The 26,163-nt window shown below is 56.8% G+C and carries 28 protein-coding genes; 21 read left to right on the forward strand and 7 right to left on the reverse strand.

Annotated features, from left to right (window positions below; translation table 11 throughout):
* Positions 1 to 73: 73 nt before the first annotated feature.
* Genes ABLV08_RS20580 through ABLV08_RS20610 form a run of 7 tightly spaced genes read left to right on the forward strand, consistent with a single transcriptional unit; the run spans position 74 to position 6,992 of the window.
* Positions 74 to 940, forward strand: coding sequence for a MurR/RpiR family transcriptional regulator (locus ABLV08_RS20580; RefSeq protein WP_015370101.1), 867 nt, complete (start codon positions 74 to 76; stop codon positions 938 to 940).
* Positions 941 to 951: 11 nt separating this feature from the next.
* Positions 952 to 1,533, forward strand: a complete 582-nt coding sequence (ddpX, locus tag ABLV08_RS20585) for a D-alanyl-D-alanine dipeptidase (protein ID WP_015370100.1) — start codon at positions 952 to 954, stop codon at positions 1,531 to 1,533.
* Positions 1,530 to 3,092 (forward strand): ABC transporter substrate-binding protein, encoded by a 1,563-nt coding sequence (locus tag ABLV08_RS20590; protein WP_015370099.1) that lies wholly within the window; start codon positions 1,530 to 1,532, stop codon positions 3,090 to 3,092. Before ddpX ends, ABLV08_RS20590 begins: the two co-directional genes overlap by 4 nt.
* 60 nt (positions 3,093 to 3,152) lie before the next feature.
* Positions 3,153 to 4,172, forward strand: a complete 1,020-nt coding sequence (locus tag ABLV08_RS20595) for an ABC transporter permease (RefSeq protein ID WP_047036709.1) — start codon at positions 3,153 to 3,155, stop codon at positions 4,170 to 4,172.
* A gap of 3 nt (positions 4,173 to 4,175) precedes the next feature.
* A complete protein-coding gene (gene ddpC / locus ABLV08_RS20600; protein ID WP_162184307.1) occupies positions 4,176 to 5,066 on the forward strand; it encodes a D,D-dipeptide ABC transporter permease in 891 nt (296 codons plus the stop codon).
* Complete coding sequence (locus ABLV08_RS20605) at positions 5,066 to 6,055, forward strand: ABC transporter ATP-binding protein (protein ID WP_348856218.1); 990 nt, start codon at positions 5,066 to 5,068, stop codon at positions 6,053 to 6,055. The genes ddpC and ABLV08_RS20605 overlap by 1 nt, the downstream gene beginning before the upstream one ends.
* A complete protein-coding gene (locus ABLV08_RS20610; protein ID WP_063443396.1) occupies positions 6,048 to 6,992 on the forward strand; it encodes an ABC transporter ATP-binding protein in 945 nt (314 codons plus the stop codon). Before ABLV08_RS20605 ends, ABLV08_RS20610 begins: the two co-directional genes overlap by 8 nt.
* A gap of 69 nt (positions 6,993 to 7,061) precedes the next feature.
* Here the strand turns inward: ABLV08_RS20610 and ABLV08_RS20615 are convergent, their stop codons facing one another.
* A complete protein-coding gene (locus ABLV08_RS20615) occupies positions 7,062 to 8,582 on the reverse strand; it encodes an aldehyde dehydrogenase family protein (RefSeq protein WP_015703226.1) in 1,521 nt (506 codons plus the stop codon).
* A gap of 265 nt (positions 8,583 to 8,847) precedes the next feature.
* Between ABLV08_RS20615 and ABLV08_RS20620 the strand changes: the two genes are divergently transcribed.
* Positions 8,848 to 10,629, forward strand: coding sequence for a sigma-54-dependent Fis family transcriptional regulator (locus ABLV08_RS20620; RefSeq protein ID WP_015703227.1), 1,782 nt, complete (start codon positions 8,848 to 8,850; stop codon positions 10,627 to 10,629).
* Here the strand turns inward: ABLV08_RS20620 and ABLV08_RS20625 are convergent, their stop codons facing one another.
* Positions 10,630 to 11,226, reverse strand: a complete 597-nt coding sequence (locus ABLV08_RS20625; protein WP_015370092.1) for an undecaprenyl-diphosphatase — start codon at positions 11,224 to 11,226, stop codon at positions 10,630 to 10,632.
* 59 nt (positions 11,227 to 11,285) lie between these two features.
* Complete coding sequence (locus ABLV08_RS20630; RefSeq protein ID WP_049052418.1) at positions 11,286 to 12,224, reverse strand: LysR family transcriptional regulator; 939 nt, start codon at positions 12,222 to 12,224, stop codon at positions 11,286 to 11,288.
* A gap of 102 nt (positions 12,225 to 12,326) precedes the next feature.
* On the opposite strand from ABLV08_RS20630, the gene ABLV08_RS20635 reads away from it, so the two are divergent.
* The 3 genes from ABLV08_RS20635 (at position 12,327) to ABLV08_RS20645 (ending at position 13,840) form a co-directional block, all read left to right on the forward strand.
* Positions 12,327 to 12,932, forward strand: coding sequence for an NAD(P)H-dependent oxidoreductase (locus ABLV08_RS20635; protein ID WP_049052420.1), 606 nt, complete (start codon positions 12,327 to 12,329; stop codon positions 12,930 to 12,932).
* Positions 12,933 to 13,009: 77 nt separating this feature from the next.
* Complete coding sequence (locus ABLV08_RS20640; RefSeq protein WP_015370089.1) at positions 13,010 to 13,309, forward strand: metalloregulator ArsR/SmtB family transcription factor; 300 nt, start codon at positions 13,010 to 13,012, stop codon at positions 13,307 to 13,309.
* 9 nt (positions 13,310 to 13,318) lie between these two features.
* Positions 13,319 to 13,840, forward strand: a complete 522-nt coding sequence (locus tag ABLV08_RS20645; protein WP_020078128.1) for a rhodanese family protein — start codon at positions 13,319 to 13,321, stop codon at positions 13,838 to 13,840.
* Here the strand turns inward: ABLV08_RS20645 and lpxO are convergent.
* Positions 13,837 to 14,739, reverse strand: a complete 903-nt coding sequence (lpxO, locus tag ABLV08_RS20650) for a lipid A hydroxylase LpxO (protein ID WP_015370087.1) — start codon at positions 14,737 to 14,739, stop codon at positions 13,837 to 13,839. The genes ABLV08_RS20645 and lpxO overlap by 4 nt on opposite strands.
* 208 nt (positions 14,740 to 14,947) lie before the next feature.
* Here lpxO and ABLV08_RS20655 point away from each other — a divergent pair, with 208 nt between their 5' ends.
* Positions 14,948 to 15,127 carry a hypothetical protein gene (locus tag ABLV08_RS20655; RefSeq protein ID WP_015370085.1) on the forward strand — a complete coding sequence of 60 codons (180 nt, stop codon included), beginning with the start codon at positions 14,948 to 14,950 and terminating at the stop codon, positions 15,125 to 15,127.
* Between the two features lie 42 nt (positions 15,128 to 15,169).
* Here ABLV08_RS20655 and stpA read toward each other — a convergent pair whose 3' ends face one another.
* Complete coding sequence (gene stpA / locus ABLV08_RS20660) at positions 15,170 to 15,571, reverse strand: DNA-binding protein StpA (protein WP_032706443.1); 402 nt, start codon at positions 15,569 to 15,571, stop codon at positions 15,170 to 15,172.
* Between the two features lie 716 nt (positions 15,572 to 16,287).
* Between stpA and alaE the strand changes: the two genes are divergently transcribed.
* Positions 16,288 to 16,737 (forward strand): L-alanine exporter AlaE, encoded by a 450-nt coding sequence (gene alaE / locus ABLV08_RS20665; protein ID WP_015370082.1) that lies wholly within the window; start codon positions 16,288 to 16,290, stop codon positions 16,735 to 16,737.
* A gap of 64 nt (positions 16,738 to 16,801) precedes the next feature.
* Here alaE and ABLV08_RS20670 read toward each other — a convergent pair whose 3' ends face one another.
* Positions 16,802 to 17,164, reverse strand: coding sequence for a DUF2002 family protein (locus ABLV08_RS20670; protein ID WP_015370081.1), 363 nt, complete (start codon positions 17,162 to 17,164; stop codon positions 16,802 to 16,804).
* Positions 17,165 to 17,313: 149 nt separating this feature from the next.
* On the opposite strand from ABLV08_RS20670, the gene ABLV08_RS20675 reads away from it, so the two are divergent.
* Complete coding sequence (locus ABLV08_RS20675; RefSeq protein ID WP_015370080.1) at positions 17,314 to 17,661, forward strand: DUF883 family protein; 348 nt, start codon at positions 17,314 to 17,316, stop codon at positions 17,659 to 17,661.
* Positions 17,662 to 17,737: 76 nt separating this feature from the next.
* On the opposite strand, the gene ABLV08_RS20680 is transcribed toward ABLV08_RS20675, so the two are convergent.
* The gene (locus ABLV08_RS20680; RefSeq protein WP_032708947.1) at positions 17,738 to 19,096 is read right to left on the reverse strand and encodes a PLP-dependent aminotransferase family protein; all 1,359 of its coding nucleotides are present in this window, start codon (positions 19,094 to 19,096) and stop codon (positions 17,738 to 17,740) included.
* Between the two features lie 90 nt (positions 19,097 to 19,186).
* On the opposite strand from ABLV08_RS20680, the gene ABLV08_RS20685 reads away from it, so the two are divergent.
* The 7 genes from ABLV08_RS20685 to proW all read left to right on the forward strand — a co-directional run bounded on the left by ABLV08_RS20685 (position 19,187) and on the right by proW (position 26,149).
* On the forward strand, positions 19,187 to 19,618 hold the full coding sequence (locus tag ABLV08_RS20685) for a carboxymuconolactone decarboxylase family protein (RefSeq protein ID WP_015703232.1): 432 nt from the start codon (positions 19,187 to 19,189) through the stop codon (positions 19,616 to 19,618).
* Between the two features lie 183 nt (positions 19,619 to 19,801).
* Complete coding sequence (gene nrdH, locus ABLV08_RS20690; RefSeq protein ID WP_047056649.1) at positions 19,802 to 20,047, forward strand: glutaredoxin-like protein NrdH; 246 nt, start codon at positions 19,802 to 19,804, stop codon at positions 20,045 to 20,047.
* On the forward strand, positions 20,044 to 20,454 hold the full coding sequence (gene nrdI, locus ABLV08_RS20695) for a class Ib ribonucleoside-diphosphate reductase assembly flavoprotein NrdI (RefSeq protein WP_015370076.1): 411 nt from the start codon (positions 20,044 to 20,046) through the stop codon (positions 20,452 to 20,454). Before nrdH ends, nrdI begins: the two co-directional genes overlap by 4 nt.
* Entirely contained in the window at positions 20,427 to 22,571 is a 2,145-nt protein-coding gene (gene nrdE / locus ABLV08_RS20700) for a class 1b ribonucleoside-diphosphate reductase subunit alpha (protein WP_015370075.1), read from the forward strand. The genes nrdI and nrdE overlap by 28 nt, the downstream gene beginning before the upstream one ends.
* A 10-nt stretch (positions 22,572 to 22,581) precedes the next feature.
* The gene (nrdF, locus tag ABLV08_RS20705) at positions 22,582 to 23,544 is read left to right on the forward strand and encodes a class 1b ribonucleoside-diphosphate reductase subunit beta (RefSeq protein WP_015370074.1); all 963 of its coding nucleotides are present in this window, start codon (positions 22,582 to 22,584) and stop codon (positions 23,542 to 23,544) included.
* A 345-nt stretch (positions 23,545 to 23,889) separates the two neighbouring features.
* Positions 23,890 to 25,092: a glycine betaine/L-proline ABC transporter ATP-binding protein ProV gene (proV, locus tag ABLV08_RS20710; RefSeq protein ID WP_015370073.1), complete on the forward strand. Its 1,203-nt coding sequence runs from the start codon at positions 23,890 to 23,892 to the stop codon at positions 25,090 to 25,092.
* Positions 25,085 to 26,149: a glycine betaine/L-proline ABC transporter permease ProW gene (gene proW / locus ABLV08_RS20715; RefSeq protein WP_015370072.1), complete on the forward strand. Its 1,065-nt coding sequence runs from the start codon at positions 25,085 to 25,087 to the stop codon at positions 26,147 to 26,149. Before proV ends, proW begins: the two co-directional genes overlap by 8 nt.
* Positions 26,150 to 26,163 lie beyond the last annotated feature (14 nt).

The raw sequence follows: 26,163 nt of genomic DNA on the forward strand, positions 1-26,163 counted from the left end.
GGCACACATCGTGCTTTGTTAATTGAGTATCAGAATTCTGTTAAATGAGAGCGAACTATCATTAAGGGCAGAGATGAACGATAGCAACGGCTTGTTTCACATTATTGAATCCACTTTCAGCCAGCTCACGCCGAGCGAAAAGCGTATTGGCAGCTGGCTGTTAAGCCATCGGGAGCATATCCCGTTTGAGACCGCCGACAGCATTGCGCAGGCCACCGGCACCAGCGGGATAACCGTAGGCCGCTATCTGCGCAAGCTGGGCTATCGCAATCTCGATGACGTGAAGCACAGCCTGAAGGAGCCCGCTTCAACGCCCTACCGCCAGTGGGGAGTTATCGACCGGCTTGACTCCTGGTCACAGCAGCAGGCGCAGCCGGATCGCGCCAGCCTGTCGTTGCAGATGGAGTTGGATGCCATTCGCTATGTCTATCAACTGGCGCAGGAACCGACCTTCGCCCGCGTCAGTCAACGCATCGCCGAGGCCGACGCGGTTATCATCATTGGCATTCAGTCGACCCGCGGCATCGCCAACACGTTCTTCAGCCATCTGGAATACCTGCGCCCGCGCGTGACCTACGCCGACGGCAGCTCCGGTAGCTGGCTGGAATCATTGAATTCTGAATACCAGCGCCCCTATGTGGTGCTGACCGATACCCGCGCTTACTCCGTCGCCGCGCGCCAGTTTTGCCGGGTCGCCTGCGAACGCGGGGTTGCCACCGCGCTGGTCACCGATATCTGGTGTCCGTGGGCGCGCGACTATCCGGTTGATTTACTACAGGTAAAAACCGATACCGGCCACTTCTGGGATTCGCTGGCGCCGATCGGTTGCCTTTTTAATCTGCTGCTCTCCGCGGTGGTGGAACGGCTGGGGCCGAGCCTCTCCAGCCGCCTTGCCGCGAACCGCGCGCTGCAGCAGGAATTTGGTCAGTTTGAACGTTAAGGAAATTTTCGATGAGCCATCTTTCCCTGGTGGATATCGCCGCGCGTTTTCCCACGCTGCCTGTCGACCTGAAATACGCCACCGCCGATAACATTACCGGCCAACCGATTTATCGCGAAGCCCGCTGCCTGCTGCACCCCGACGCGGCCGTCGCGCTGGAGAAATCTATCGCCATCGCCGCGCTGGCGGGCTATCGCCTGCTGGTACTTGACGCCTATCGTCCACAGCGCGCCCAGCAACTGCTGTGGAATGCCTGCCCGAACCAGGATTATGTCGTACCGGCCAATATCGGCTCCAACCACAGCCGCGGCACCGCCATCGACGTAACGCTACTCGATGAACACAACAACCTGCTCGACATGGGCACCGCCTTTGACGAAATGGACGATCGCTCGCATCCCTACCACCCGGCGGTAGCGCAGGAGGCCCAGCGCAATCGCCTGTTGCTGAACGCCATTATGTTCGGCGGCGGCTTTAAAGGTATTACCACGGAATGGTGGCACTTCGAACTACCGGACGCGGCCGGTTATCCGCTACTCGATGATGTTTTCGCCTGTTTCTCCCCCGCTCAGATTGACGGAGTTTCACCATGAACATGACTCGCCCAGCATCCGTAGGTTTTCGCCCGTTACTGTTAGCCGCCGCGCTCTGCGCCGCCATCCCTTCCGCCTTTGCCGCGGTGCCGAAAGATATGCTGGTGATCGGCAAAGCCGCCGACCCGCAAACGCTCGACCCGGCCGTCACCATCGATAACAACGACTGGACGGTGACCTATCCGGCCTACCAGCGGCTGGTCAAATACAAAACCGATAATGGCAAAGGTTCAACCGATGTCGAAGGCGATCTCGCCGAAAACTGGCAGGCCTCCGACGACGGCAAAACCTGGACTTTCACTCTGCGCAAAGGCGCGCAGTTTGCCGACGGCTCGCCGGTGACGGCAGAGGCGGTCAAACTCTCTTTTGAACGCCTGATGCGCATTAAACAGGGGCCATCGGAGGCGTTTCCCAGCGGGCTGAAGGTGGATGTCGTCGATCCGGCCACCGTTCGTTTCACGCTGCCGGAATCTTTCGCGCCGTTCCTGCATACCCTCGCCAATGACGGCGCCTCCATCATTAACCCGGCGGTGCTGAAAGCCAACGCCGCCGATGACGCCCGCGCCTATCTGGCCGAGCACACCGCAGGCTCCGGCGCGTATAGCCTGCAGCGCTGGCAGAAAGGCCAACAGTTGGTGCTGGTGCCCAACCCGCACTTCAGCGGCAACAAGCCGGCCTTTAAGCGCGTCACGGTGAAAATCATCGGCGAAAGCGCCGCTCGCCGTCTGCAGTTGACCAAGGGCGACCTGGATATCGCCGACGCCCTGCCGGTCGATCAGTTTGCGGCATTGAAGAAAGAGGACAAGGTGACGGTCTACGACTATCCGGCGCTGCGCGTCACCTACCTGTATCTCAACAACAGCAAAGCGCCGATGAACCAGGCGGATCTGCGCCGCGCGGTGTCGTGGGCAACGGACTATAAAGGCATGGTCGACGGCATTCTCGGCGGTAACGGTAAGCAGATGCGCGGGCCGATCCCCGATGGCATGTGGGGTTACGACGCCAGCGCCATGCAGTATTCATTAGATCTCGACAAAGCCAAAGCGGCGCTGGACAAGGTAGCGGATAAGCCGAAAACGCTGACGTTCCTCTACTCTGATAACGATCCGAACTGGGAGCCGATTGCGCTCTCCACTCAGGCCAACCTGCAGGCGCTGGGTATCCAGGTCAAGCTGGAGAAACTGGCCAACGCCACCATGCGCGAGCGTGTGGGTAAAGGTGATTACGACATCGCGATCGGTAACTGGAGCCCGGATTTCGCCGACCCCTATATGTTTATGAACTACTGGTTCGAGTCGGACAAAAAAGGGCTGCCGGGAAACCGCGCGTTCTACGACAACCCACAGGTTGATGCGTTGTTGAAACAGGCGGTTGCCACCACCGATCAGGCGGCGCGGACCAAAGATTATCAGCAGGCGCAAAAAACCGTCATTGATGACGCCGCCTACGTCTACCTGTTCCAGAAGAACTATCAGGTCGCCATGAACAAGGAGGTGAAAGGCTTCGTTTTCAACCCGATGCTTGAGCAGATTTACAATATCGCCGACATGCACAAGTAGCGGGCCGTCTCTCCATCTTGTCGGGTCGGGCCGTCGCAGGCCCGGCCGAGGAGCGCCATCATGAGTTTCTGGGGTTTAATACGACAGCGCTGTTGGGGGCTGATATTAGTCGTCGCCGGCGTCTGCGTGATTACGTTTATTATTTCGCACCTGATTCCCGGCGACCCGGCGCGGCTGCTGGCGGGCGATCGCGCCAGCGATGCAATCGTCCGCCATATTCGCCAGCAGCTGGGGCTGGATTTACCGCTCTGGCAGCAGTTTGCCCGCTACGTTGACGCCCTGCTCCACGGCGATCTCGGCACCTCGATTCGCACCGGCCGCCCGGTACTGGAAGATTTAAAGACCTTCTTCCCGGCGACGCTGGAGCTGGCCTTTTGCGCGCTGCTGATTGCCCTACTGGTCGGCATCCCGCTCGGCGTGCTGTCGGCGGTTTACCGCAATCGCTGGACCGATCACCTGGTGCGCCTGATGGCGCTGACCGGCATCTCGACTCCGGCATTCTGGCTCGGTCTCGGGGTAATCGTCTTGTTTTACGGCAAGCTCGATTGGCTACCCGGCAGCGGCAGGCTCGATGACTGGTTCGATCCGCCCACCCGCGTCAGCGGTTTTTATCTGCTGGATTCACTGCTGGAAGGCAATATTGAAGTCTTCTTCAATGCCCTGCAGCACCTCATTTTGCCGGCGGCCACCCTTGCCTTCGTTCATCTTGGCATCGTCGCCAGGCAGATCCGCTCGGCAATGCTCGAGCAGCTCAATGAGGATTACATTCGGACCGCGTTAGCCAGCGGCCTGCCGAAATTCACCATTGTGGTGCGCTATGCGCTACCCAACGCGCTGATTCCCTCCATCACCGTACTCGGGCTGGCGCTGGGCGATCTGCTGTACGGCGCGGTGCTCACTGAAACGGTTTTCGCCTGGCCTGGAATGGGCGCTTACGTGGTGTCTTCGATTCAGGCGCTCGATTTCCCCGCCGTGATGGGCTTCGCCATCGTGGTCTCCTTTGCTTACGTACTGGTCAACCTGGTAGTCGACCTGCTCTATTTATGGATCGACCCGCGCATGGGTCGGGGAGAAAGATAAGTGATGATGACTCAGGAACAACCGCTTCCACAGCCAAAGGCTGAAAAAAGCGGCCACTGGAAGCGTCGTTGGTGGTTGATCCGCCAGAGCCCGCTAACGCTGATTGGCGCAGCGATCATGCTGATCATGCTGTTTTTAATGATCTTCTCGCCGTGGCTGACGCCGCACGATCCTAACGCTATCAACCTTGCCGCGCGTCTGCAGGCGCCGTCGTTCGATCACTGGTTTGGTACCGACGAGGTTGGCCGCGATCTGTTCAGCCGCGTACTGATCGGCAGCCAGCAGTCGGTGGCCGCCGGGCTGGCGGTGGTATTGATCGCCGGGATCAGCGGCTCGCTGCTGGGCTGTCTCTCCGGGGTGCTTGGCGGGCGCAGCGACGCGCTGATTATGCGTCTGATGGACATTATGCTGTCGATTCCGTCGCTGGTGTTGACCATGGCGCTGGCGGCGGCGTTAGGCCCGAGCCTGTTCAACGCGATGCTGGCGATCGCCATCGTGCGTATTCCATTTTACGTGCGCCTGGCGCGCGGCCAGACGCTGGTGGTTCGTCAGCATACTTTCGTCGAGGCCTCGGTGACGTTTGGCGCCTCGCGCTGGCATCTGATCAGTTGGCATATTCTGCGTAACGCCCTGCCGCCGCTGGTGGTGCAGGCCTCGCTGGATATCGGCAGCGCGATTCTGATGGCCGCCACGCTCGGTTTTATTGGCCTCGGCGCCCAGCAGCCCACCGCGGAATGGGGCGCGATGGTCGCTAACGGCCGCAACTACGTGCTCGATCAGTGGTGGTACTGCGCCTTCCCCGGCGCGGCGATCCTGATCACCGCCGTCGGCTTTAACCTATTTGGCGATGGCATCCAGGATCTACTGGATCCCAAAGCCGGAGGGCGCAACTAATGGAAAATCGGGTCTTAACTATCGATAACGTTCGCCTGAGTTTCCCGGTCTATCAGGGCCAGGTCAACGTGCTGAATAATATCTCGCTGCACATCGATCGCGGTGAAATCGTCGGCGTGGTGGGCGAATCCGGCTCCGGCAAATCGGTGACCGCGATGCTGGCGATGCGGCTGCTTCCCGCCGGTAGCTATCATATTCATAGCGGCGCTATCACCCTGATGGGTCACGATATGCTCAACCTGACGGAAAACACGCTACGCGATATTCGCGGCAGCAAGGTCGCGATGATTTTTCAGGAGCCGATGACCGCGCTTAACCCCACCCGACGCATCGGTAAGCAGATGGTAGACGTCATCCGCCAGCACCGTCCCATGTCGTTGCGTGAAGCACGCGCCCGCGCCGTCGAGCTGCTGGCGGATATGCAAATTGCCGATCCGCAAAGCGTGCTCAAGCGCTATCCCTTCGAACTCTCCGGCGGCATGCGCCAGCGGGTGATGATCGCTATCGCCTTCTCCTGCGAGCCCGACCTGCTGATTGCCGACGAACCGACCACCGCGCTGGACGTCACCGTACAGCGTCAGGTACTGCGCCTGTTAAAGCAAAAGGCCCAGGCGACCGGCACGGCGGTGCTGTTTATCAGCCATGATATGGCAGTGGTCTCTCAGGTGTGCGATCGACTGTACGTCATGTACGCCGGCGCGGTCATTGAAAGCGGCAACACCGGAGAAGTACTACAGCAGCCGCAGCATCCCTACTCTATTGGCCTGTTAAACAGCGCTCCTGATAAGGGAGAACCGCGCACGCCGCTACGTTCTATTCCCGGCACCGTGCCGAATCTGGCGCATCTTCCCGCCGGCTGCGCCTTCCGCGAACGCTGCTTCGCCGCGGGTGAAGCCTGCGGTATCACCCCCACGCTGCAGGCTCATGATAGCGCCGCCGATAGACAGGCTGCCTGCTGGTACCCGCAACGGGAGAACGCCCATGTCTGAAACGCTATTAACCCTCAATGATGTGCACCTGACCTTTGCCGCGCAGAAAAACTGGCGCGGGAAAGTCATCGAACGCGTCTATGCGCTAAATGGACTGGATATGACGGCCAGGCGCGGCGAAACCTTAGGGATCGTTGGCGAATCCGGCTGTGGGAAAAGCACCCTGGCGAAGCTGCTGATGGGCATGTTAAAGCCCTCTTCGGGCCACTTAACCCGCGCGCCGGCGCGCGGCGAAAACCAGAGCGGACGCATGCAGATGGTGTTTCAGGATCCGCTCTCATCGCTGGACCCACGGCTACCAGTCTGGCGCACCATCACCGAACCAGTGTGGATCCAGTCGCGCATGCCTGAAAAGGCGCGTCGCGATCTCGCCGAGCAGCTGGCGCTACAGGTGGGGATCCGTAGCGAATATCTCGATCGGCTGCCGCACGCTTTTTCCGGCGGCCAGCGCCAGCGTATCGCCATCGCCCGCGCGCTCTCGTCGCAGCCGGAGATAATCGTGCTTGATGAGCCGACTTCGGCGCTGGACATCTCGGTGCAGGCGCAGATCCTTAATCTGCTGGTCGAACTCCAGCAGCGGCAGAATCTCACCTACGTGCTGATTTCGCATAACGTCTCGGTGATACGCCATATGAGCGATCGGGTGGCGGTGATGTATCTCGGGCAAATCGTTGAGATGGGGGAGACGCGGCAGGTGCTGGATAATCCTGCGCATCCTTATACCCGGCTATTGATGGAGTCGGTACCGCGCATCGGTTCGCCATTAGGCGAAGGCGTGCGCAATACCGAACTACCGGGCAACCGCCGGCTACCGACGGGATGCTTCTTTCGGGAACGCTGTCCTTACGCCAGCCAGGGCTGTGAACGGCCGCAGCCGCTGGAGGCGCAAGCGAATGGCGCGCAGGTCCGCTGCTGGAAAGCGCAAACAATAAGATGAGACCGGGCGCCAGTCCTGTAGCCCGGGGAAGGCGCTTACGCCGCCCCCGGGTCAGCCGTTATAAATGAATCAGAACAGCCCCAACGGCGCAGTGCCGTAGCTCACCAGCAGGTTTTTGGTCTGTTGATAGGCTTCCAGCGCCATCTTGTGGGTTTCCCGCCCGACGCCGGACTGCTTATACCCGCCAAACGCGGCATGCGCCGGGTAAACGTGATAGCAGTTGGTCCACACTCGTCCGGCCTTGATGCCGCGCCCCATGCGGTACGCCAGGTTAGTATCCCGCGTCCACACCCCGGCCCCTAAACCAAACTGCGTCTGGTTCGCGATCGCCAGCGCCTCCGCCTCGTCCTTAAAGGTGGTCACGCCGATGACCGGGCCAAAGATCTCCTCCTGGAAGCTGCGCATCTCGTTGTGCCCTTTAATCAGCGTCGGCTGAATATAGAAGCCGCTATCCAGCTCGGCGGTAATGCTCGCGCGATCGCCGCCGGTGAGGATCTGCCCGCCTTCATCACGAGCGATCTTGATATATGACAGGATCTTATCGAACTGCTGGCGTGATGCCTGAGCGCCGATCATCGTTTCGGTATCAAACGGATCGCCGCGACGGATCTGCATCACTTTTGCCATTACCCGCTCCATAAACGGCTCGTAGATCGATTCGTGGATCAACGCGCGCGACGGACAAGTACAGACTTCTCCCTGATTGAAGAAGCCCAGTACCAGCCCTTCCACCGCCTTCTCGATAAACTCCTCCTCGCCATCCATTACGTCGGCAAAATAGATATTCGGCGATTTGCCGCCCAGCTCAACGGTACAGGGAATAATATTCTCCGCCGCGCAGGCCATAATATGACGGCCTACCGGCGTCGAGCCGGTAAAGGCGATTTTAGCGATCCGCTTGCTGGTGGCCAGCGCTTCGCCGGCCTCTTTGCCAAAGCCCTGCACCACGTTCAACACCCCTGCCGGGAAGAGATCGCCGATAATTTCCATCAGCAAAGTAATACTCAGCGGCGTCTGCTCCGCCGGTTTTAAGACCACGCAGTTGCCTGCCGCCAGCGCGGGCGCCAGTTTCCATGCCGCCATCAGCAGCGGGAAGTTCCACGGAATAATTTGCCCAACCACGCCTAACGGTTCGTGGAAATGATAAGCCACGGTGGTGTCGTCAATTTCGGCGGTACTGCCTTCCTGCGCGCGCAGACAACCGGCGAAATAGCGGAAATGATCGACCGCCAGCGGCAGGTCGGCGTTCAGGGTTTCGCGGATTGGTTTGCCGTTATCCCAGCTCTCCGCTACCGCCAGATACTCCAGATTCTCCTGAATGCGGTCGGCGACCTGCAGCAGAAGATGAGAACGCTGCTGTACCGAGGTTCGCCCCCAGGCGTCCGCCGCCCGGTGTGCCGCATCAAGGGCCAAATCGATATCTTTGGCGTCGGAACGGGGAAACTGCGCAATGTTGCTCCCATCGACGGGAGAAGTATTCATGAAATATTCGCCGCTTAACGGCTCGACGAATTTACCGTCTATGAAGTTGCCGTAGGCCGATTTGAATGAAACCAAAGCGCCCGGTTTGCCAGGATGAACATAACGCATAGCAATCTCCTTCTGTAGGGTTAAGGCGCAGCGGCGTGGTGGTTTTTGCTATTGTCCGCTGCACGCTTTTTCCTGTAGCAGGGGTTATGCCAGGTTTGCGTACTTCACATAAAATTCATAATTTCCAAATAATTACATATATCCCTCTGCCGATTCGCGTCCTCTTTGTCGCACAGGATCCCGCTTCTGTGTTGCGAATCGCAACACCAAGAAAACCAAATTGCTACAATATTGCAACACAAACCAGCCGACCACGAGGTGCGCCGTGCAAGGAAATCCGTTCACTATCACCCCCGAGGCGCAGTCCAGCACGCTGCTGAGCGACTCCTGGCAACGCAGCCAGCGTTATGGCCTGCAGCCAACGAGCGACGAATTTCCGCGCCTGCGCGGCGGCGAACTGGCCGACGTGCTGGAAAGCAACCGCAGCCTACAACGGCTGGCGCAACCGGTGGCGACGCCGCTGGCGCAACGTGCCGCCGGGCTTCAATCGGTAGTGATTCTTTCCGATGCCAGCGGGCTGGTGCTCCAAACCTTCGGCAATAGCGCAGCGATGGAAAAAGCGCAAAGCTTCGCGCTGGAGCCTGGCAATATCTGGAGCGAAAGCGGTCGCGGCACCAACGCTATCGGTACCGCGCTGGCGATTGACGACAGCTGCGAAGTCGAAGGCCGCCAACACTATTTAACCCGTAATCAGGATTTGTATTGCGCGGCGGTTCCCCTACAAAGCCCCGATGGCCAGATTGCCGGGGCGCTGGATATTTCCGGCCCGGCGCATATCCCGCATCCCCACTCTCTGGCGTGGATAAAAGAGGCCGCCAAACAGATTGAATATCTGTGGGTGAAACAGAGTCTGCATCCGCAACAGTGGTTAATGAGCCTGCACTCGCGGGTACAGAAGCTCGATAGCGCCGAAGAGCTGCTGCTGGTTTTCTCCGATAACCTGCTGACCGCGGCCAATCGCCTGGCCATCCGCGAACTGGGCCTGCAGGCCGGACAGATCGGACAGATGACCTTCCAGCAGTTGTTCCCCCGCCTGACGCAAACGGCGGTCAGCGTGCCGCTACCGATGACCTTCCAGCAACGTGGCTACTACTACCGTCTGCGCGCGCCAACCCGCGCCAGCGTCGCCGTCCCCGCACAACCTGCACTTAACCTGCCGTTTTGCGCGTCCGGCGAAGGCGAGAAAATGGTCCGCCTGCTCAACGCCGGTATCGCGTTGTGCATCGAAGGCGAAACCGGCTGCGGCAAAGAGTTCCTCAGCCGTGAACTGCATGCGCATAGCCGCTGGCGCAGCGGTAAATTCGTCGCCATCAACTGCGCGGCCATTCCAGAATCGCTGATTGAATCGGAGCTTTTCGGCTATCAGGCGGGGGCCTTTACCGGCGCGAATAAAAACGGCTATATCGGCAAAATTCGCGAAGCCGATGGTGGGGTGCTGTTCCTCGATGAAATCGGCGATATGCCGCTGGCTCTGCAAACCCGTCTGCTGCGGGTATTGCAGGAAAAAGAGGTCATGCCGCTGGGTGGGAATCGCAGCGCGCCGGTGAACTTCGCCTTGATTTGCGCTACCCACCGTCATCTCGCGCAGCGTGTCGCCGAAGGCGCATTTCGCGAGGACCTGCTCTACCGCCTGCGCGAGTATGCTTTTACCATCCCGCCGCTACGCCAATGGCCTGAACTCAAGCAGTTTATTCCAGCGTTGTGGCGCTCGCTTGGCGCGGCAGAACGCCATATAACCCTCTCTGACGCGCTGATTCATCAACTGACATTATGTCGTTGGCCGGGTAACGTGCGTCAGTTGCAAAGCCTGCTCAAAGTCCTGTTGGCGCTGGCGGACGATGGCGAATGCCTGGGCGTCGCGGCGCTGCCGGAGGAGTATCAAAGCGCGCAGCAAACCAGCGCTCCGGGCGGGCTTCAACAACATGATGCAAAACTGATTGCCGATACGCTGGCCCGCTTTAACGGCAATGTGAGTAAAGCGGCGCAGGCGTTAGGCGTCGCGCGCAGCACGCTGTATCGACGGGCCGCGCGCGTACAAAGGAAGTGACTACGGCGTAAAGCGCGCCGGCAGCCAGGAGAAGAGACGGCGGCTCAGCGCTTCGCACAGCGCCACCAGCGTCTGCCCCAGCCGTTGCCAGACCACTTTTGCTACGCAGAGGCTCAGTGCTGAAATCAGCGCCGCGCCCAGCATATCCAGCGGGAAATGGACGCCGAGAAAAATACGCGCCCATGCTACCGGCAGCGCCGCCGCCAGCACCAGCAGCCCAATGCCGCGCAGGCGTAATGACAGCAGCGCGAAGGCGGCGCTGAACATTACGGTGCCGTGATCGCTTGGAAAAGAGTTATCCGCCGGGTGGCTTATCCAGGTATGACCCAGCGGCATCATAAACGGCCGCGGATGGAACCACAGGGTTCCACAGGCAACCCCCAGCCCTAACGCTATCAAAATCGTCATGGCGCAAAACAGCGCCTGTCGATGCCCCTGACGACCGCCAAGGAACCATAATCCCAGCAATATCGCCGGCACAATGAGAATAAGCCAGCTGGCGGAGAATTGAGCCAGTAGCAATAGGCTGTCCGGCGTACCTGGCCCGGCATTCAGCGTAAGGAAGGCGTTCTGGTTAAACGTTTCTAACAGGTTCATGGCGAGTTCTCGTCACAGTCATCATGCTGTCATTATCGCCGGCATACCTTAAGCCCGGATTAACCTGACGCTGAAGAATCCTCCTGGTTTTCTCCACCGGCTAACTGCTGCGGCAGCCGCGCCAGCAGTTCATCTACCACCACGCGAATTTTCTGCGGCACCCATACCGCTTCCGGCCAGACGGCGCTGATCGCAAAACTGCCGCTGACGGACGACGGCAATATTTGCTGGAGTTCTCCCCGCGCTATCTCGTCCGCCACCAGCCAATCCGGCAGCCAGGCGATACCCAGCCCGCTTTTTGCCGCCGCGGCGATGGCGGCGAAATCATCCATCGCCAGTCCGGGCTGAGGGCGAAACGCGAGCGCCGCTCCCTGCGTATCGCGCAAATGCCATTTCTGCATCTGCCCGGCGTAGAGATAGCCGATGGTAAGATGCTCGTGCAGTTCTTCCGCCGTCTGCGGCGCTGGTTGATTATGCAGATATAACGGCGATGCGCAGAGAATCATGCCGTGCTGGCCTAAACGCCGGGCCTTAAGAAAGCTGGAATCGCTCAACGCGCCGATACGTATCGCCATATCGAACCCTTCTTCAAACAGATTGACCTGACGGTCGCTAAACGACAGCTCGAGCTTAAGCTCCGGATAACGTTGGCTAAGAGGAAACAAGATCGGCGCCACGCAGCGCTGGCCAAACAGCACCGGCAGGCTGATTCGCAGCCGCCCTTGCACCTGGGTTTTCCCGCGCTGAATTTCATTTTCCGCATCCCGCAGGTTATCCAGCGCCCGGCGGGATTGCAGATAAAAGACCTCGCCTTCTTCGGTCAACGCCTGCCGACGCGTGGTGCGCTGAAACAGCGCGACGCCAAGCCGCTGCTCCAGCCGGGAAATGGTCTTGCCGACGGCGGAGCGCGTCACGTTCAGCTTCTCCGCGGCTTGCGCAAAGTTGCCGCATTCGACGACGGCGACAAATACCGGGATCGCATTTAAATCACTGCGCATTGATTGGTTCCTGAATGGATACAATGATAAAAAATAATGTCACTACTGGAGAAAAAAAGACAGTGTTACCCTGCGGACCATCAACTTTATGAGGAGTCCGTCATGAGTAACGTTTTGATTTTAAAATCCAGCATCAACGGCCCGGCGTCGCTAACCAACCAGCTAATAGATGAATATATGCAGACCCGCCGCGAGGCCGGTCATCAGGATTCGGTCGTCGAACACGATCTGACCACCCTCGCCTTGCCGAAACTCGACGGCGCGCTGTTTGCCGCGCTGCGCGGCGCGCAAGACCCGCGCCCGGCGATTCAGCAAGGCGTCGCCCTCTCTGATTCACTCATCGGCGAGTTAAAGGCCAGCGATCTGCTGGTGATCGGCGCGCCGATGTATAACCTCAACGTGCCAACCGATCTCAAAAACTGGTTCGATCTGGTGGCACGGGCGCGGGAAACCTTCCGCTACACCGAGACCTGGCCTCAGGGACTAGTGGAAAGCGTGCGTGCGGTGGTCATTAGTTCGCGCGGCGGCGTCCATGACGGGCAACCCAGCGATGCGGTCACCCCTTACCTGCGCGCGGTGCTGGGATTGATGGGGATTAGCGACGTCGAATTTATCTACGCCGAAGGGATGGATATTCGCCCGCACGGCCGCGACGCGGGCATTGCCCACGCCCGCCAGCATATCGCCAGGGCCGCTCAGCAGGCGTGAGCTCCGTTCTTTATACGGCTGGTAAAGGGTCATCTTTTATTTTAGAATAATCTAAATTTAGCAAATACTAAAATAAAATGACCACAGCACAACAACTGCAGGCCAGCGCCGGGGAAGCCGCTGTCCTGCTGAAGGCGATGAGCAATCCCCACCGATTACTGATTCTGTGCATGCTCTGCGAAGCCCCGCGTACAACCGCAGGCGAGCTGGCGCAAATCACCGGCCTGAGCCCTTCCGCCACCTCTCAGCACCTCGCACGAATGCGTGATGAAGGGCTAATCGACTGCGAGCGCGATGCGCAGCGCCTGCGCTATTTCATTACCCATCCCGCCGTTCAGCAGGTCATCGCTACGCTGAAGACCATTTACTGCCCGTAAGGAGTCCTTATGACTATCGCTACCGTTTCAGCCAACGAAGCCCAGGCGCTTATCGCCCAGGGGGCGCGGTTAATTGATATCCGCGCTGCCGACGAATACGCCCGCGAGCATATTCCGGCGGCGACACTGCTGCCATTAGAGCAATTAACTCACGGCGCGGCGCTCAATGCGCAGCCGGGCGACACCATCATTTTTCACTGCCAGGCCGGCTCGCGCACGCAAAATAACGCCAGCCTTCTGGCCGCCGCCGCCGCGCCCGCGCAGGTTAAGCTGCTGGCTGGCGGTATTCAGGCGTGGCGGGCGGCGGGGTTGCCGATAGTCGAAGATAAATCCCAGCCGCTGCCGCTAATGCGCCAGGTGCAAATCGCCGCAGGCGCGCTGATTTTGCTGGGCGTAGTGCTGGGCTACGCCGTCAACAGCGGCTTTTTCTTGCTGAGTGGTTTCGTTGGCGCGGGGCTCACTTTCGCTGGTCTCACCGGTTTCTGCGGCATGGCGCGCCTGCTGGCGGTCATGCCGTGGAACCGGCGTTAAAACGCCTGCCAGATGAGTAGGGCGATGCCGCCGAAGAGCAGCCATTTGACGATGTAATAAACCGTTTTATTCCATTTTTTCAATCGCTTGCCAATAATGCGGATTTGATAAATGTAACGGAAGCTGCGATTAATTCCGCCGGTGCGGTCGCCGACGTCGTTCGGCGCGGCGGCGGCGCTCATTAAATTTCGCCCCAGCCAGTGGTTCACCTTCTGCGCCCAGCGGTAACGCATGGGCCGTTCGATATCGCAAAAAAGAATCAGCCGATTCTCACCGCTGGTATTTTCCGCATAGTGAATATAGGTTTCGTCAAACAGCACACCCTCACCATCGCGCCAGCTGTAGCGTTCGCCGTCCACTTCAATAAAACAGCGGTCATCATTCGGCGTCGCCAGCCCGAGATGAAAACGCAGCGACCCGGCGTAAGGATCGCGGTGGCGAGGCAAACGGCTACCATCGGGTAGCGTGGCGAACATTGCCGCTTTAACCGAAGGAATCCCACGCAGCAGCTCGGTCGTTTTTGGACATAGCTGGCTGGCGGAGGGATGCGCGTCTTCATACCATTTCAGGTAAAAACGTTTCCAGCCGGTTTTAAAGAATGAGTTAAATCCGGCATCATTATATTTTTCCGCCGCTTTTATTTGCTCCAGACGCTGCAGGTTAATCCCCTCTTCACGAATAACCAACCAGTTCTTTTGTAATATCGCCAACTCTGGAAAAGTCTCCGGGCGTAGATACGGCGTATTTGGCACGCGAGAAAAAAGGTACATAAAGCCATTAAGCGGCGCGGTAAAAGTTGAATGATCGGAAAGCTGCCGCCAGAAACGATAGCGAACCTTTCCGCGATAATGGACGTAGAGCACAGCAATTATAATAATAAGTAAAATGATATACTTCATATTCGATTATCTGACCATGTTCTGTTTTTAATCATTCCTCGCTGGCAGCGTTAGTTGCCTTCACCGCAGCGCCGTTAAAACCATTAACAAAGATAATACATCCACCCCCACATTGTTTTAACAAAAAACAGCACGATCATTGAATCCGTCAGCGTCGTTGAGCTATCGTTTAGGTTCTTAGTTGTGACCAATGCACAGGAGAAACACCATGTTTGCAACAGGCGATCTGGTACAACCGCGCGTCGGCGGGCCAAAATTGAAGGTAGTGGAAGTGAATGGCGATAGTCTGGTCGTCGTTCAGGCAAGTAACGAGCAGGGTGAAAAGTTTACTCTGAAAGCGGTTGATGTTACGCCTTATACCGAAGAAGGCGATTTCGGCGTCTGCTAAGTAAAACGGTGGGGAATCCCACCGTTTTAACCTACGCTCGATTTAAATCAGGAAGCTCTCAAGCGATTTCCCTTGCGCGACGGCTAAAGCGATCGGCTTCGGCATACGTCCCTGCCCGGTCCAGGTTTTTTCTGCGCCGGTATGGTCGGTATAACGATATTTAGCGGGACGCGGCTTACGCTTTTTACTGCTCTTCGCCGGGGCCATTTCATGCAGCACTAATTCATCAGGTGAAATACCATCAGCAACCATTAATTCCAGCCAGGTATTAATTTTCTCCTGATATTCTGCCTGCTGCTGTTGCGTCTTCTGCTGCTCAGCGCGTTTTTCTTCAGTGACGATCCTGAGCTTTTCCAGCATCTCTTCAAGCACGTCAGTGGAGAATTCACGCGCCATAGCACGCAGTGAGCGAATATTATTCAGTTTTTGTAACATAAAAGACATAAAGATCAAAAATCCCAAATCGAAAAAATAAAACAAGAATTACCTGTTCAGTTTAATAGATATGTATATTTATTTCCAGCCTTAGCTTATTCAAATAAATATGTACAGGATTACACCTATGAACGCGCTGAAATTTATTGGCGGGTAATAGCGAAATAGAACATAAATACAGCCTAGCGCAGATGAATAATGCATAGTGCGACATGATAATATTCATAATGTTATATTTATAGCCACTTCAGTGAGTTATAAAATCATCGCCCGCCGTGGGGAATGCCAATAGCTTTGCGGCAATGAATTTAAATTCACATAATCAGAATAAAACCCATTATTTACATACAGCAGCAAATGCTGATAAAAAGGCATCCATCCAGTAAATAACGCCAATAGTGACAAGTATCACATTACGTAATCAGGCGCCCGCCTTATCAACCTCCCTTCCCCTGTCATGCTTACTCGTCACCTTACAAAACAAAATCATATCTATTTGATATTAAACAACATAATCAAAAAAAGGAACAAAAGTAGCGCAAGCTGAGCAAAACGCCAGTTCACAGAGTGTTTTATCGACAAAAAGACGATAAATAAAAATTTATAGCTAGTTGTCACTTACTACACAGAGATATACTCTACACGCATCAAAACAGGCAGCCCAAAACCGCTACACCATGCGCACTTTTCGGCGTTATTGACTTCATTTTTCGAGGAGCATACCGATGTTCTCTGCTCAATCCCGCTTGCGTCATGCGGTAGCAGACACCTTTGCAATGGTGGTCTACTGCACTGTTGTCAATATGATGATCGAAATTTTCCTCTCCGGAATGACCTTTGAGCAGTCGTTATCTTCACGCCTGGTCGCGATCCCGGTTAACATTATTATTGCGGTGCCTTATGGCTTCTATCGCGACTTCGCCATGCGCCAGGCGCGCCGAATCAGCACCTCGGGATGGATGAAAAACATTGCTGACGTCGTCGCATATGTGACTTTCCAGTCACCGGTGTATGTATTGATTCTACTATCGGTAGGCGCAGACTGGCATCAAATTGCCGCCGCGGTCAGTTCAAACATTCTGGTATCAATGATGATGGGCGCAGTGTACGGCTACTTTCTCGACTTCTGCCGTCGCCTGTTCCGCGTCAGCCCTTATCAGCAAGCTAAAGCCTGATCCTTGTCATTCAGCGACTGGCCGCTGCCAGTCGCCCGCTTTCAACCAACCCGCATTTGACTATTTAGCCGTGAGACATCTGCGGCTGAGCTTCGCCAAACAGCCCATTCAGAAAACGCTCAAGCGCCATCCGCGAACTAAAACCGTGGGGAATGCCGTAATGCTGCTGCGCATCCCCCGCCAAATAGAGCGGAAACTGTTCATAATGGTCGCAAGTTTTAATCTCGCTGGCAGGTTCAGCCAGTGAATTACTGCGCTCTTTGAGCGCCGGATGAATAACTAAAGCGGTACGCCCCATGCGCGCTTCGCGGTTCACATAAACATAATTATCGCCACGGCGATATCCATACGCTTTTTGCGTCACAACATCCATGGTGAAGCCGGCTTTTTCAAGAACACGCGCCACCTCATCGGGTCTTAAATACATACTGATTCCTCGTTATCTTTTACCGCACATTTACCTTACCTTATTCACGAATAGCAGCGCTTTCAGAAAATTCCATAAACTCCCGCAAAAGCATAATGCAAAATCATGTCCTACACTTAATAACTCGAATGGAACAAAGGGAGAAACCAATGGCTAATCGTGTGAACCGCAACGACATTGATGAAAGCGCCGAGGATATTCATAACGAAGTCAGCCAATTAGCGGATACGCTGGAAGAAGTGCTGAAATCATGGGGCAGCGATGCGAAAGATGAAGCTGAGAATGCGCGCAAAAAAGCACAGTCGCTGCTGAAAGAGACGCGTGCCCGCCTGAACGGCAATACCCGCCTGCGCCAGGCGGCCTATGATACCGTTGAACGCGCCCGGGATGCCGCCGGCTGCGCCGACAGCTACGTGCGCGATAAACCCTGGCAGAGCGTTGGCGCGGCCGCCGCCGTTGGGGTATTTATTGGCGTTTTGCTTAATTTGCGTCGATAATAGTATTGATAGACTACATGTGAAGATAACAAATACGCGTCTGACCCTGCGTCCCAATGGTACGCAGGGTTTTTTGTTATTCCACGCTGGCCAGCGCTTGCTTTAATTCGCCTACTACTTCACGCGCCATCACCGCCGACGTTATATTCGTAAAACTCATCAATAGCCCGCCCTCACCGCGGCTAAGCATGCGCCAATCGCTCAACGCCTGCACCGCCAGCCCGGCTCGTTGGCAGCGCCGGGCCTGCTCGCGATCGTCTCCCTTCACCGCCATCACCAGTTGGATCCCGCCGGACTGCGGTACCACCTGAAAACCCTGCGCCTGCAGCGCCGACTCCAGCCACTGCCTGCGCAACGCGTAGCTGGCGCGCATTTTTTTCAGATGGCGCCAGAAATGCCCCTCATTGATGAAGTCCGCCAACGTCTGCTGCCATAAGGTCGGTACATTACAGTGGCTCAATTCAGCCTGACGGCGAAACCGCGCCGCCAACGGCAGCGGTACCACCAGCCACGCGACGCGCAGCGCGGGAAACATCGATTTACTAAATGACCCGGCGTACAGTACCCGCTGTGGCGCATCGAGGCTTTTCAGCGGCGGTAGCGGTTTCCCCTGATAGCGAAATTCACTGTCGTAATCATCTTCAATAATCCAGCTATCTCGCTGCGCCGCCCACTGCAGTACCTGGCGGCGCCTCTCCAGCGATAGGGCCACGCCGAGCGGGCTTTGATGCGCTGGAGTCAACAGCGCAAAGCGCGCCTGCGGAGAGTGTGCCTGCGCCCAGTCGATATCCATTCCCTGTTGGTCAATCGGTACCGGATCGATATTGACCCCCGCCGCGCTAACCACCGGCCGAATGAACGGATATCCCGGATCCTCCATCCACATATGCTGCCCCGGTTGCGCGAGGGTACGCAAAATTAGCGCCATTGAGGCCGCATAGTTGCCGCTAATCACAACCTGCTCCGGCTGGCACTCGATGCTGCGCGACAGACGTAAATAGTCGACAATCGCCTGACGGAGAACCGGTTCGCCGCAGGGATCGCCGGGCGTGAGGTCGAAGCGCGATTGCGTCCGTAGCCGCCGCCCCATCACCCGCGCCCACACCCCGCGCGGGAAAAGATCCAGTGCCGGTAGCCCCATTTGAAAAGGCTGCGGCGCGGAGGATCCCTGGCCTGCCGTCGGGCGCTGAGCCGTGACCTGCCGCGGGCTTAGGCGCTCGCTGACAAAGGTACCCGCCTGGCCGCGGCGCTCCAGCCAACCCTGGGCCACCAGCTCGCCCCAGGCATTTTCAATCGTCGCCCGCGACACGCCAAGCTCCTGCGCATAAACCCGGCTCGCGGGCAGGCGGCTTCCCGGGGCCAGCTCGCCATTCTCAATCGCTGATTTCAGCTGTCGGGCGATACGCTGGTAGTGCGGCACTTTTTTGGCTTCCATCATGGTCTGCTTTTTTCATCACAATATGGCTATCTTATGCAGTCCATTATAGTGCTATTTTGCCCGGGTCTTAGAGAGGAGAACTGCAAGATGACCACATTACGTCAGCCGTACAGCGAACTGAGCCCGGAAATCTATAAGGGGTTGGTTCAGGCCAGCATAGCGCTGGAAAAAAGCGAATTGGGCAGCACGATGGTGGAGCTGGTCTATTTGCGGGTGTCGCAAATTAACGGCTGCGCTTTTTGCCTTGAGATGCATAGCAAAGCGTTACGCAAAGCCGGCGTTGCCCAGGACAAGCTGGATGCGCTGGCAGGCTGGCGCGTAAGCGCCCACTTCAGCGCCGCGGAACGCGCGGCCCTGGCATGGGCGGAATCGGTTACTGATATCGCAGCCAGCCACGCTGAAGATGAGGTGTACCTGCCTTTAGAAGAGCATTTTACCCCCCGCCAGATTAGCGATTTAACCTTCGCCATCAGCCTGATGAACGCCTTCAACCGACTTGCGGTCGCGATGCGGATGTAATTTTCGGGTATCGACTTCCCTCCCCCGCCAGGCTAGTCGGTGGGGGATAACTTATCGAAAAACTCTATATATTGCGTGGTTGAAGTTTTAAATAACTACATCTAGTATTTCCTGAACAGTAAGCCCATAACGTTCGGCACGATTTTTTACGCCGTCTTGTTATCTTAAATGGAAATACGAATCATGCGCATTATTATTTACACTCGAAATGACTGCGTGCAATGCCATGCCACCAAACGCGCGATGGAGAGCCGCGGTTTCGCCTTCGATATGGTCAACATCGACCAACACCCTGAAGCCATCGACATGCTGCGCAAGCAGGGATTCCAGCAATTACCGGTGGTGATGGCCGGGGAAACCCGCTGGTCCGGCTTCCGCCCGGATATGATTAATCGCCTGCGTCCCGTCGCGGCTACGGCCAGCCTATGAGCCTCATCGTCTACTTCTCCAGCAGCTCGGAAAATACGCATCGCTTTGTGCAGCGTCTGGCGCTGCCTGCCGTGCGCATCCCGCTCAACGAGCGTGAGCGAATTCAGGTAGACGAACCCTATATTCTCATCGTCCCCAGCTACGGCGGCGGCGGGACGGCAGGCGCCGTGCCGCGCCAGGCGATCCGCTTTTTAAACGACCCGCATAATCGCCGGCTGATTCGCGGCGTGATCGCCGCCGGTAACCGTAACTTCGGCGAGGCCTATGGCCGGGCGGGAGAGGTCATCGCGCAGAAATGCGGCGTACCGTACCTGTATCGTTTTGAGCTGATGGGTACCCAGCAAGATGTCGACAACGTGCGTAAAGGAGTAAGCGAATTTTGGCAACGACAACCGCAGAACGTGTAACCGCCGGGGCGTCTGATTTCCACGCCCTCAATGCGATGCTGAATTTATACGACAGCAACGGCCGTATTCCCCTGGAAAAGGACCAACAGGCGGTCGAAGCATTTATCCATAATCACGTGCGCCCCAACAGCGTACCGTTCGCCGGGCTGGAGGAGAAACTGCAATGGCTGAGCGACGAAGGTTATTACGATCCGGCAGTGCTGGCCCGCTATGAGCGACGTTTCGTGCTGGCCCTCTTCGCCCACGCGCATCAACACGGTTTTCGCTTCCGTACTTTCCTCGGCGCGTGGAAGTTCTACACCAGCTATGCCTTACGTACTTTCGACGGCAAACGCTACCTGGAGCATTTCGCCGACCGCGCCTGCATGGTGGCGCTAACCCTGGCCCAGGGTGATGAAACCCTGGCGCGACAGCTGGCCGATGAGATCCTCGCCGGGCGCTTTCAGCCAGCGACGCCGACCTTCCTCAACGCCGGTAAACAGCAGCGCGGCGAGCTGGTCTCCTGTTTCCTGCTGCGTATCGAAGATAATATGGAGTCGATCGGTCGGGCGGTGAACTCCGCCCTGCAGCTGTCAAAACGCGGCGGCGGCGTGGCGTTCCTGCTCTCCAACCTGCGCGAAGCGGGCGCGCCGATTAAACGTATCGAAAACCAATCCTCCGGGGTGGTGCCGGTGATGAAAATGCTGGAAGACGCCTTCTCATACGCCAACCAGCTGGGAGCGCGTCAGGGAGCCGGCGCGGTTTACCTTCACGCCCATCACCCCGATATTTTGCGCTTCCTCGATACCAAGCGGGAAAACGCGGATGAGAAGATCCGCATTAAAACCCTGTCGCTGGGGGTAGTCATTCCGGATATCACCTTCCAGCTGGCGAAAGAAGACGCGCAGATGGCGCTGTTCTCGCCCTATGACGTTGAGCGACTGTACGGCAAAGCCTTTGGCGATATCGCCGTCAGCGAGATGTATGCGCAACTGGTGGCCGACGACCGCGTTCGTAAACGCTGGATCCGCGCCCGCGATCTGTTCCAGCGGCTGGCGGAAATTCAGTTTGAATCCGGCTATCCGTACATCATGTTCGAGGATACGGTGAACCGCGCCAATCCGATCGCCGGGCGCATTAATATGAGCAACCTCTGCTCGGAGATCCTGCAGGTCAATAGCGCCTCCACCTTTGACGAAAATCTCGATTACGCTACCGTTGGCGAGGACATTTCCTGCAATCTCGGCTCGCTGAATATCGCCCACGCTATGGATTCGCCGGACTTCGCCCGCACCGTCGAAGTAGCGGTTCGCGGCCTGACGGCGGTCTCCGATATGAGCGATATCCGCTCGGTGCCATCGGTGGCGGCGGGTAATGCCGCATCGCACGCCATCGGCCTTGGCCAGATGAACTTGCACGGCTATCTGGCCCGCGAGGGGATCGCCTACGGCAGCCCGGAGGGGCTGGACTTCACTAATCTCTATTTCTACACCGTCACCTGGCACGCCCTGCGCACCTCTATGGCAATGGCGCGCGAGCGTGGCGTGCGTTTTGCCGGGTTTGAGCAGTCGCGTTACGCCAGCGGCGACTATTTCCAGCAGTATTTGCAGGGTGACTGGCAGCCGAAAACCGCCACGGTGCGCGAACTGTTCGCCCGTGCGGGGATTACCCTGCCCGATCGTGAGATGTGGCGCCAGCTACGCGACGACGTGATGCGCTACGGCATTTATAACCGCAATTTGCAGGCGATCCCGCCGACCGGTTCGATCTCTTACATCAATCATGCCACCTCCAGCATTCATCCGATTGTGGCGAAAATCGAGATCCGTAAAGAAGGTAAAACCGGCCGCGTGTACTATCCGGCGCCGTTTATGACTAACGACAATCTGGCGCTGTATCAGGATGCCTGGGAAATTGGCCCGCAAAAAATTATCGATACCTATGCTGAAGCCACGCGACATGTCGATCAAGGGCTGTCGCTGACGCTGTTCTTCCCGGATACCGCCACCACGCGCGATATCAACAAAGCGCAAATTTACGCGTGGAAGAAAGGTATCAAGACGCTGTATTACATTCGCCTGCGCCAGCTGGCGCTGGAAGGTACCGAAATCGAAGGCTGCGTGTCCTGCGCGCTGTAAGGAGAACAGGATGACCCATTTATCGCGCATCAGCGCCATTAACTGGAATAAAATCGAGGATGATAAAGACCTCGAAGTGTGGAACCGGCTGACCAGTAATTTCTGGTTGCCGGAGAAAGTGCCGCTGTCCAACGACATTCCGCACTGGCAGACCCTGACGGCTCAGGAGCAGCAGTTGACCATCCGCGTCTTTACCGGGCTGACGCTGCTCGACACCATCCAGAATACCGTCGGCGCCCCGGCGTTGATGACCGACGCTCTCACTCCACATGAAGAGGCGGTGCTGTCGAACATTAGCTTTATGGAGGCGGTGCATGCCCGCTCCTATAGTTCGATATTCTCGACCCTGTGCCAGAGCAAAGATGTCGATGCCGCCTACGCCTGGAGCGAGGAGAACGCTCCGCTACAGCGCAAAGCGCAGTTGATGCTCAATTACTACCAGGCCGATGAACCGCTGAAGAAAAAAATCGCCAGCGTGTTCCTAGAATCTTTCCTCTTCTATTCGGGGTTCTGGTTGCCGATGCATTTTTCCAGCCGCGGCAAGCTGACCAATACCGCCGATTTAATTCGCCTGATTATTCGCGACGAAGCGGTGCACGGTTACTATATTGGCTATAAATATCAAAAAGGGCTGGAAATCGTCAGCGCCGCGAAGCGTGAGGAGTTGAAAAATTTCGCCTTTGATCTGCTGATGGATCTATACGATAACGAACTGGCTTATACCCGCGAACTGTATGCCGACAGCCCGTGGCTTGACGACGTCAACGCGTTCCTCTGTTACAACGCCAATAAAGCATTGATGAACCTTGGCTATGAGGCGCTATTCCCGGCGGAAATGGCCGCCGTGAACCCGGCAATTCTTGCGGCGCTGTCGCCAAACGCCGATGAAAACCACGACTTTTTCTCCGGTTCCGGTTCTTCTTACGTCATGGGTAAAACTGAAGCGACCGCCGACGACGATTGGGACTTTTAATCTCGCGATCGCTGGGGAATATATCGATACATTCTCCAGTGATCTATTTCACATTATTTCCTATTATCACACAAATAACCTCCTGGCCATTTTCGTGTCATATTTCCTTCATTTACACCAATTTTCCCATTCATTATTCATGCATAATCAAAAAATATCACCAGCCGTATATGATGGCTCAGCCCTTATATCACGGGCAATTCAGCCAGAGATCCCTATTCAGATTTTGGCTAGCTATTCACATCGAGGGTTGTCACAGAATCTCAGTATGTTAGGGTGTAAAAAGGTAATAATCTTCACCAGGTACGATATCGATATAATTAAAGACAGGAAATCATTTATTGCATGGCAATTAAATTAGAAATCAAGAATCTCTATAAGATATTTGGCGAGCACCCGCAACGCGCGTTCAAATATATTGAAAAAGGACTTACCAAAGAGCAAATACTGGAAAAAACGGGGCTATCGCTTGGCGTTAAAGACGCCAGTCTGGCCATTGAAGAAGGCGAGATATTCGTCATCATGGGACTTTCCGGTTCAGGAAAATCCACCATGGTTCGCCTTCTCAATCGCCTGATTGAACCCACCCGCGGACAGGTGCTGATTGACGGCGTCGATATCGCCAAAATCTCAGATGCCGAGCTTCGCGAGGTGCGCAGGAAAAAGATTGCGATGGTTTTCCAGTCATTCGCCCTGATGCCGCATATGAACGTGTTGAATAACACCGCGTTCGGTATGGAACTGGCCGGCGTTTCCGCCGAAGAGCGCCAGCAGAAAGCGCTGGATGCGCTACGTCAGGTGGGGCTGGAGAATTACGCCCACGCCTATCCCGACGAACTTTCCGGCGGGATGCGCCAGCGCGTCGGCTTAGCCCGCGCATTAGCGATCAACCCCGATATTCTGCTCATGGATGAGGCCTTCTCAGCGCTTGATCCGTTAATTCGTACTGAAATGCAGGATGAGCTCACCAAATTACAGGCAAAGCATCAACGTACCATTGTCTTTATTTCCCACGACCTTGATGAAGCTATGCGTATTGGCGATCGTATTGCCATTATGCAAAATGGCGAAGTGGTGCAAATTGGCACCCCTGACGAAATTCTGAATAACCCGGCGAATGATTACGTTCGTACTTTCTTCCGCGGCGTCGATATTAGCCAGGTATTTAGCGCTAAAGATATTGCCCGCCGTAGCCCGGTTGGCCTGATTCGTAAAACTCCCGGTTTCGGCCCGCGTTCGGCGCTGAAATTATTGCAGGATGAAGACCGTGAATATGGCTACGTCATTGAACGCGGTAATAAGTTTGTCGGCATTGTCTCCATCGACTCTCTGAAAAGCGCGCTGAGCGAAAATCAGGGGCTCGATGCGGCGTTAATTGACTCCCCGCAGGCGGTGGAGGCACAAACGCCGCTCAGCGACCTGCTCTCCCACGTTGGCCAGGCGCCGTGCGCCGTCCCGGTGGTGGATGAAGGACACCAGTATCTCGGCATTATTTCAAAACGCATGCTGCTACAGGCTTTAGATCGCGAGGGGGCAAACAATGGCTGATCAATCAAACCCATGGGATACCGCAGCGCCAGCGGATAACGCGGCGCAGTCCGCCGACGCCTGGGGCAACCCAACACCGGCGCCCGCTGACGGCGGCGGCGCCGACTGGCTTAACAGCGCGCCTGCGCCGCAGCCAGAACATTTCAATATTATGGATCCGTTCCATAAAACGCTGATCCCGCTCGATAGCTGGGTTACCCACGCCATCGACTGGATCGTGCTGCACTTCCGTCCCCTGTTCCAGGGGATCCGCGTGCCGGTGGATTATATTCTCAGCGCCTTCCAGCAACTGTTGCTGGGGATGCCGGCGCCGGTGGCGATTATTCTCTTCGCGCTGATCGCCTGGCAGATCTCCAGCGTCGGCATGGGTATCGCCACCCTGATCTCGCTGGTAGCCATCGGCGCTATCGGCGCATGGTCGCAGGCGATGGTCACCCTGGCGCTGGTGCTGACCGCGCTGCTGTTCTGCATGATAATCGGCCTGCCGCTGGGGATCTGGCTGGCGCGTAGCCCGCGGGCGGCGAAAATCATCCGCCCGTTACTCGATGCGATGCAGACCACGCCGGCGTTCGTCTACCTGGTACCGATCGTCATGCTGTTCGGTATCGGCAACGTTCCGGGCGTGGTGGTGACCATTATCTTCGCCCTGCCGCCAATTGTCCGCCTGACGATCCTTGGGATTAACCAGGTGCCGGCAGACCTCATTGAGGCTTCACGCTCCTTCGGCGCCAGCCCGCGCCAGCTGCTGTTCAAAGTCCAGCTGCCTCTGGCGATGCCGACCATCATGGCTGGCGTCAACCAGACGCTGATGCTGGCCCTGTCGATGGTCGTTATTGCCTCGATGATCGCCGTCGGCGGCCTCGGTCAAATGGTGCTGCGCGGTATTGGCCGACTGGATATGGGGCTGGCGAGCGTCGGCGGTGTCGGGATCGTTATCCTCGCGATTATCCTTGACCGCCTGACGCAGGCCGTCGGCCGCGATTCCCGTAGCCGCGGTAACCGCCGCTGGTACACCACCGGACCTCTGGGGCTGATTACCCGCCCTTTCTGTAAATAAGAGAAGGAATAACG

It is taken from the genome of Klebsiella sp. CN_Kp088, assembly GCF_040064335.1.
In the GTDB taxonomy this organism is placed as follows: Bacteria; Pseudomonadota; Gammaproteobacteria; order Enterobacterales; family Enterobacteriaceae; genus Klebsiella; species Klebsiella aerogenes.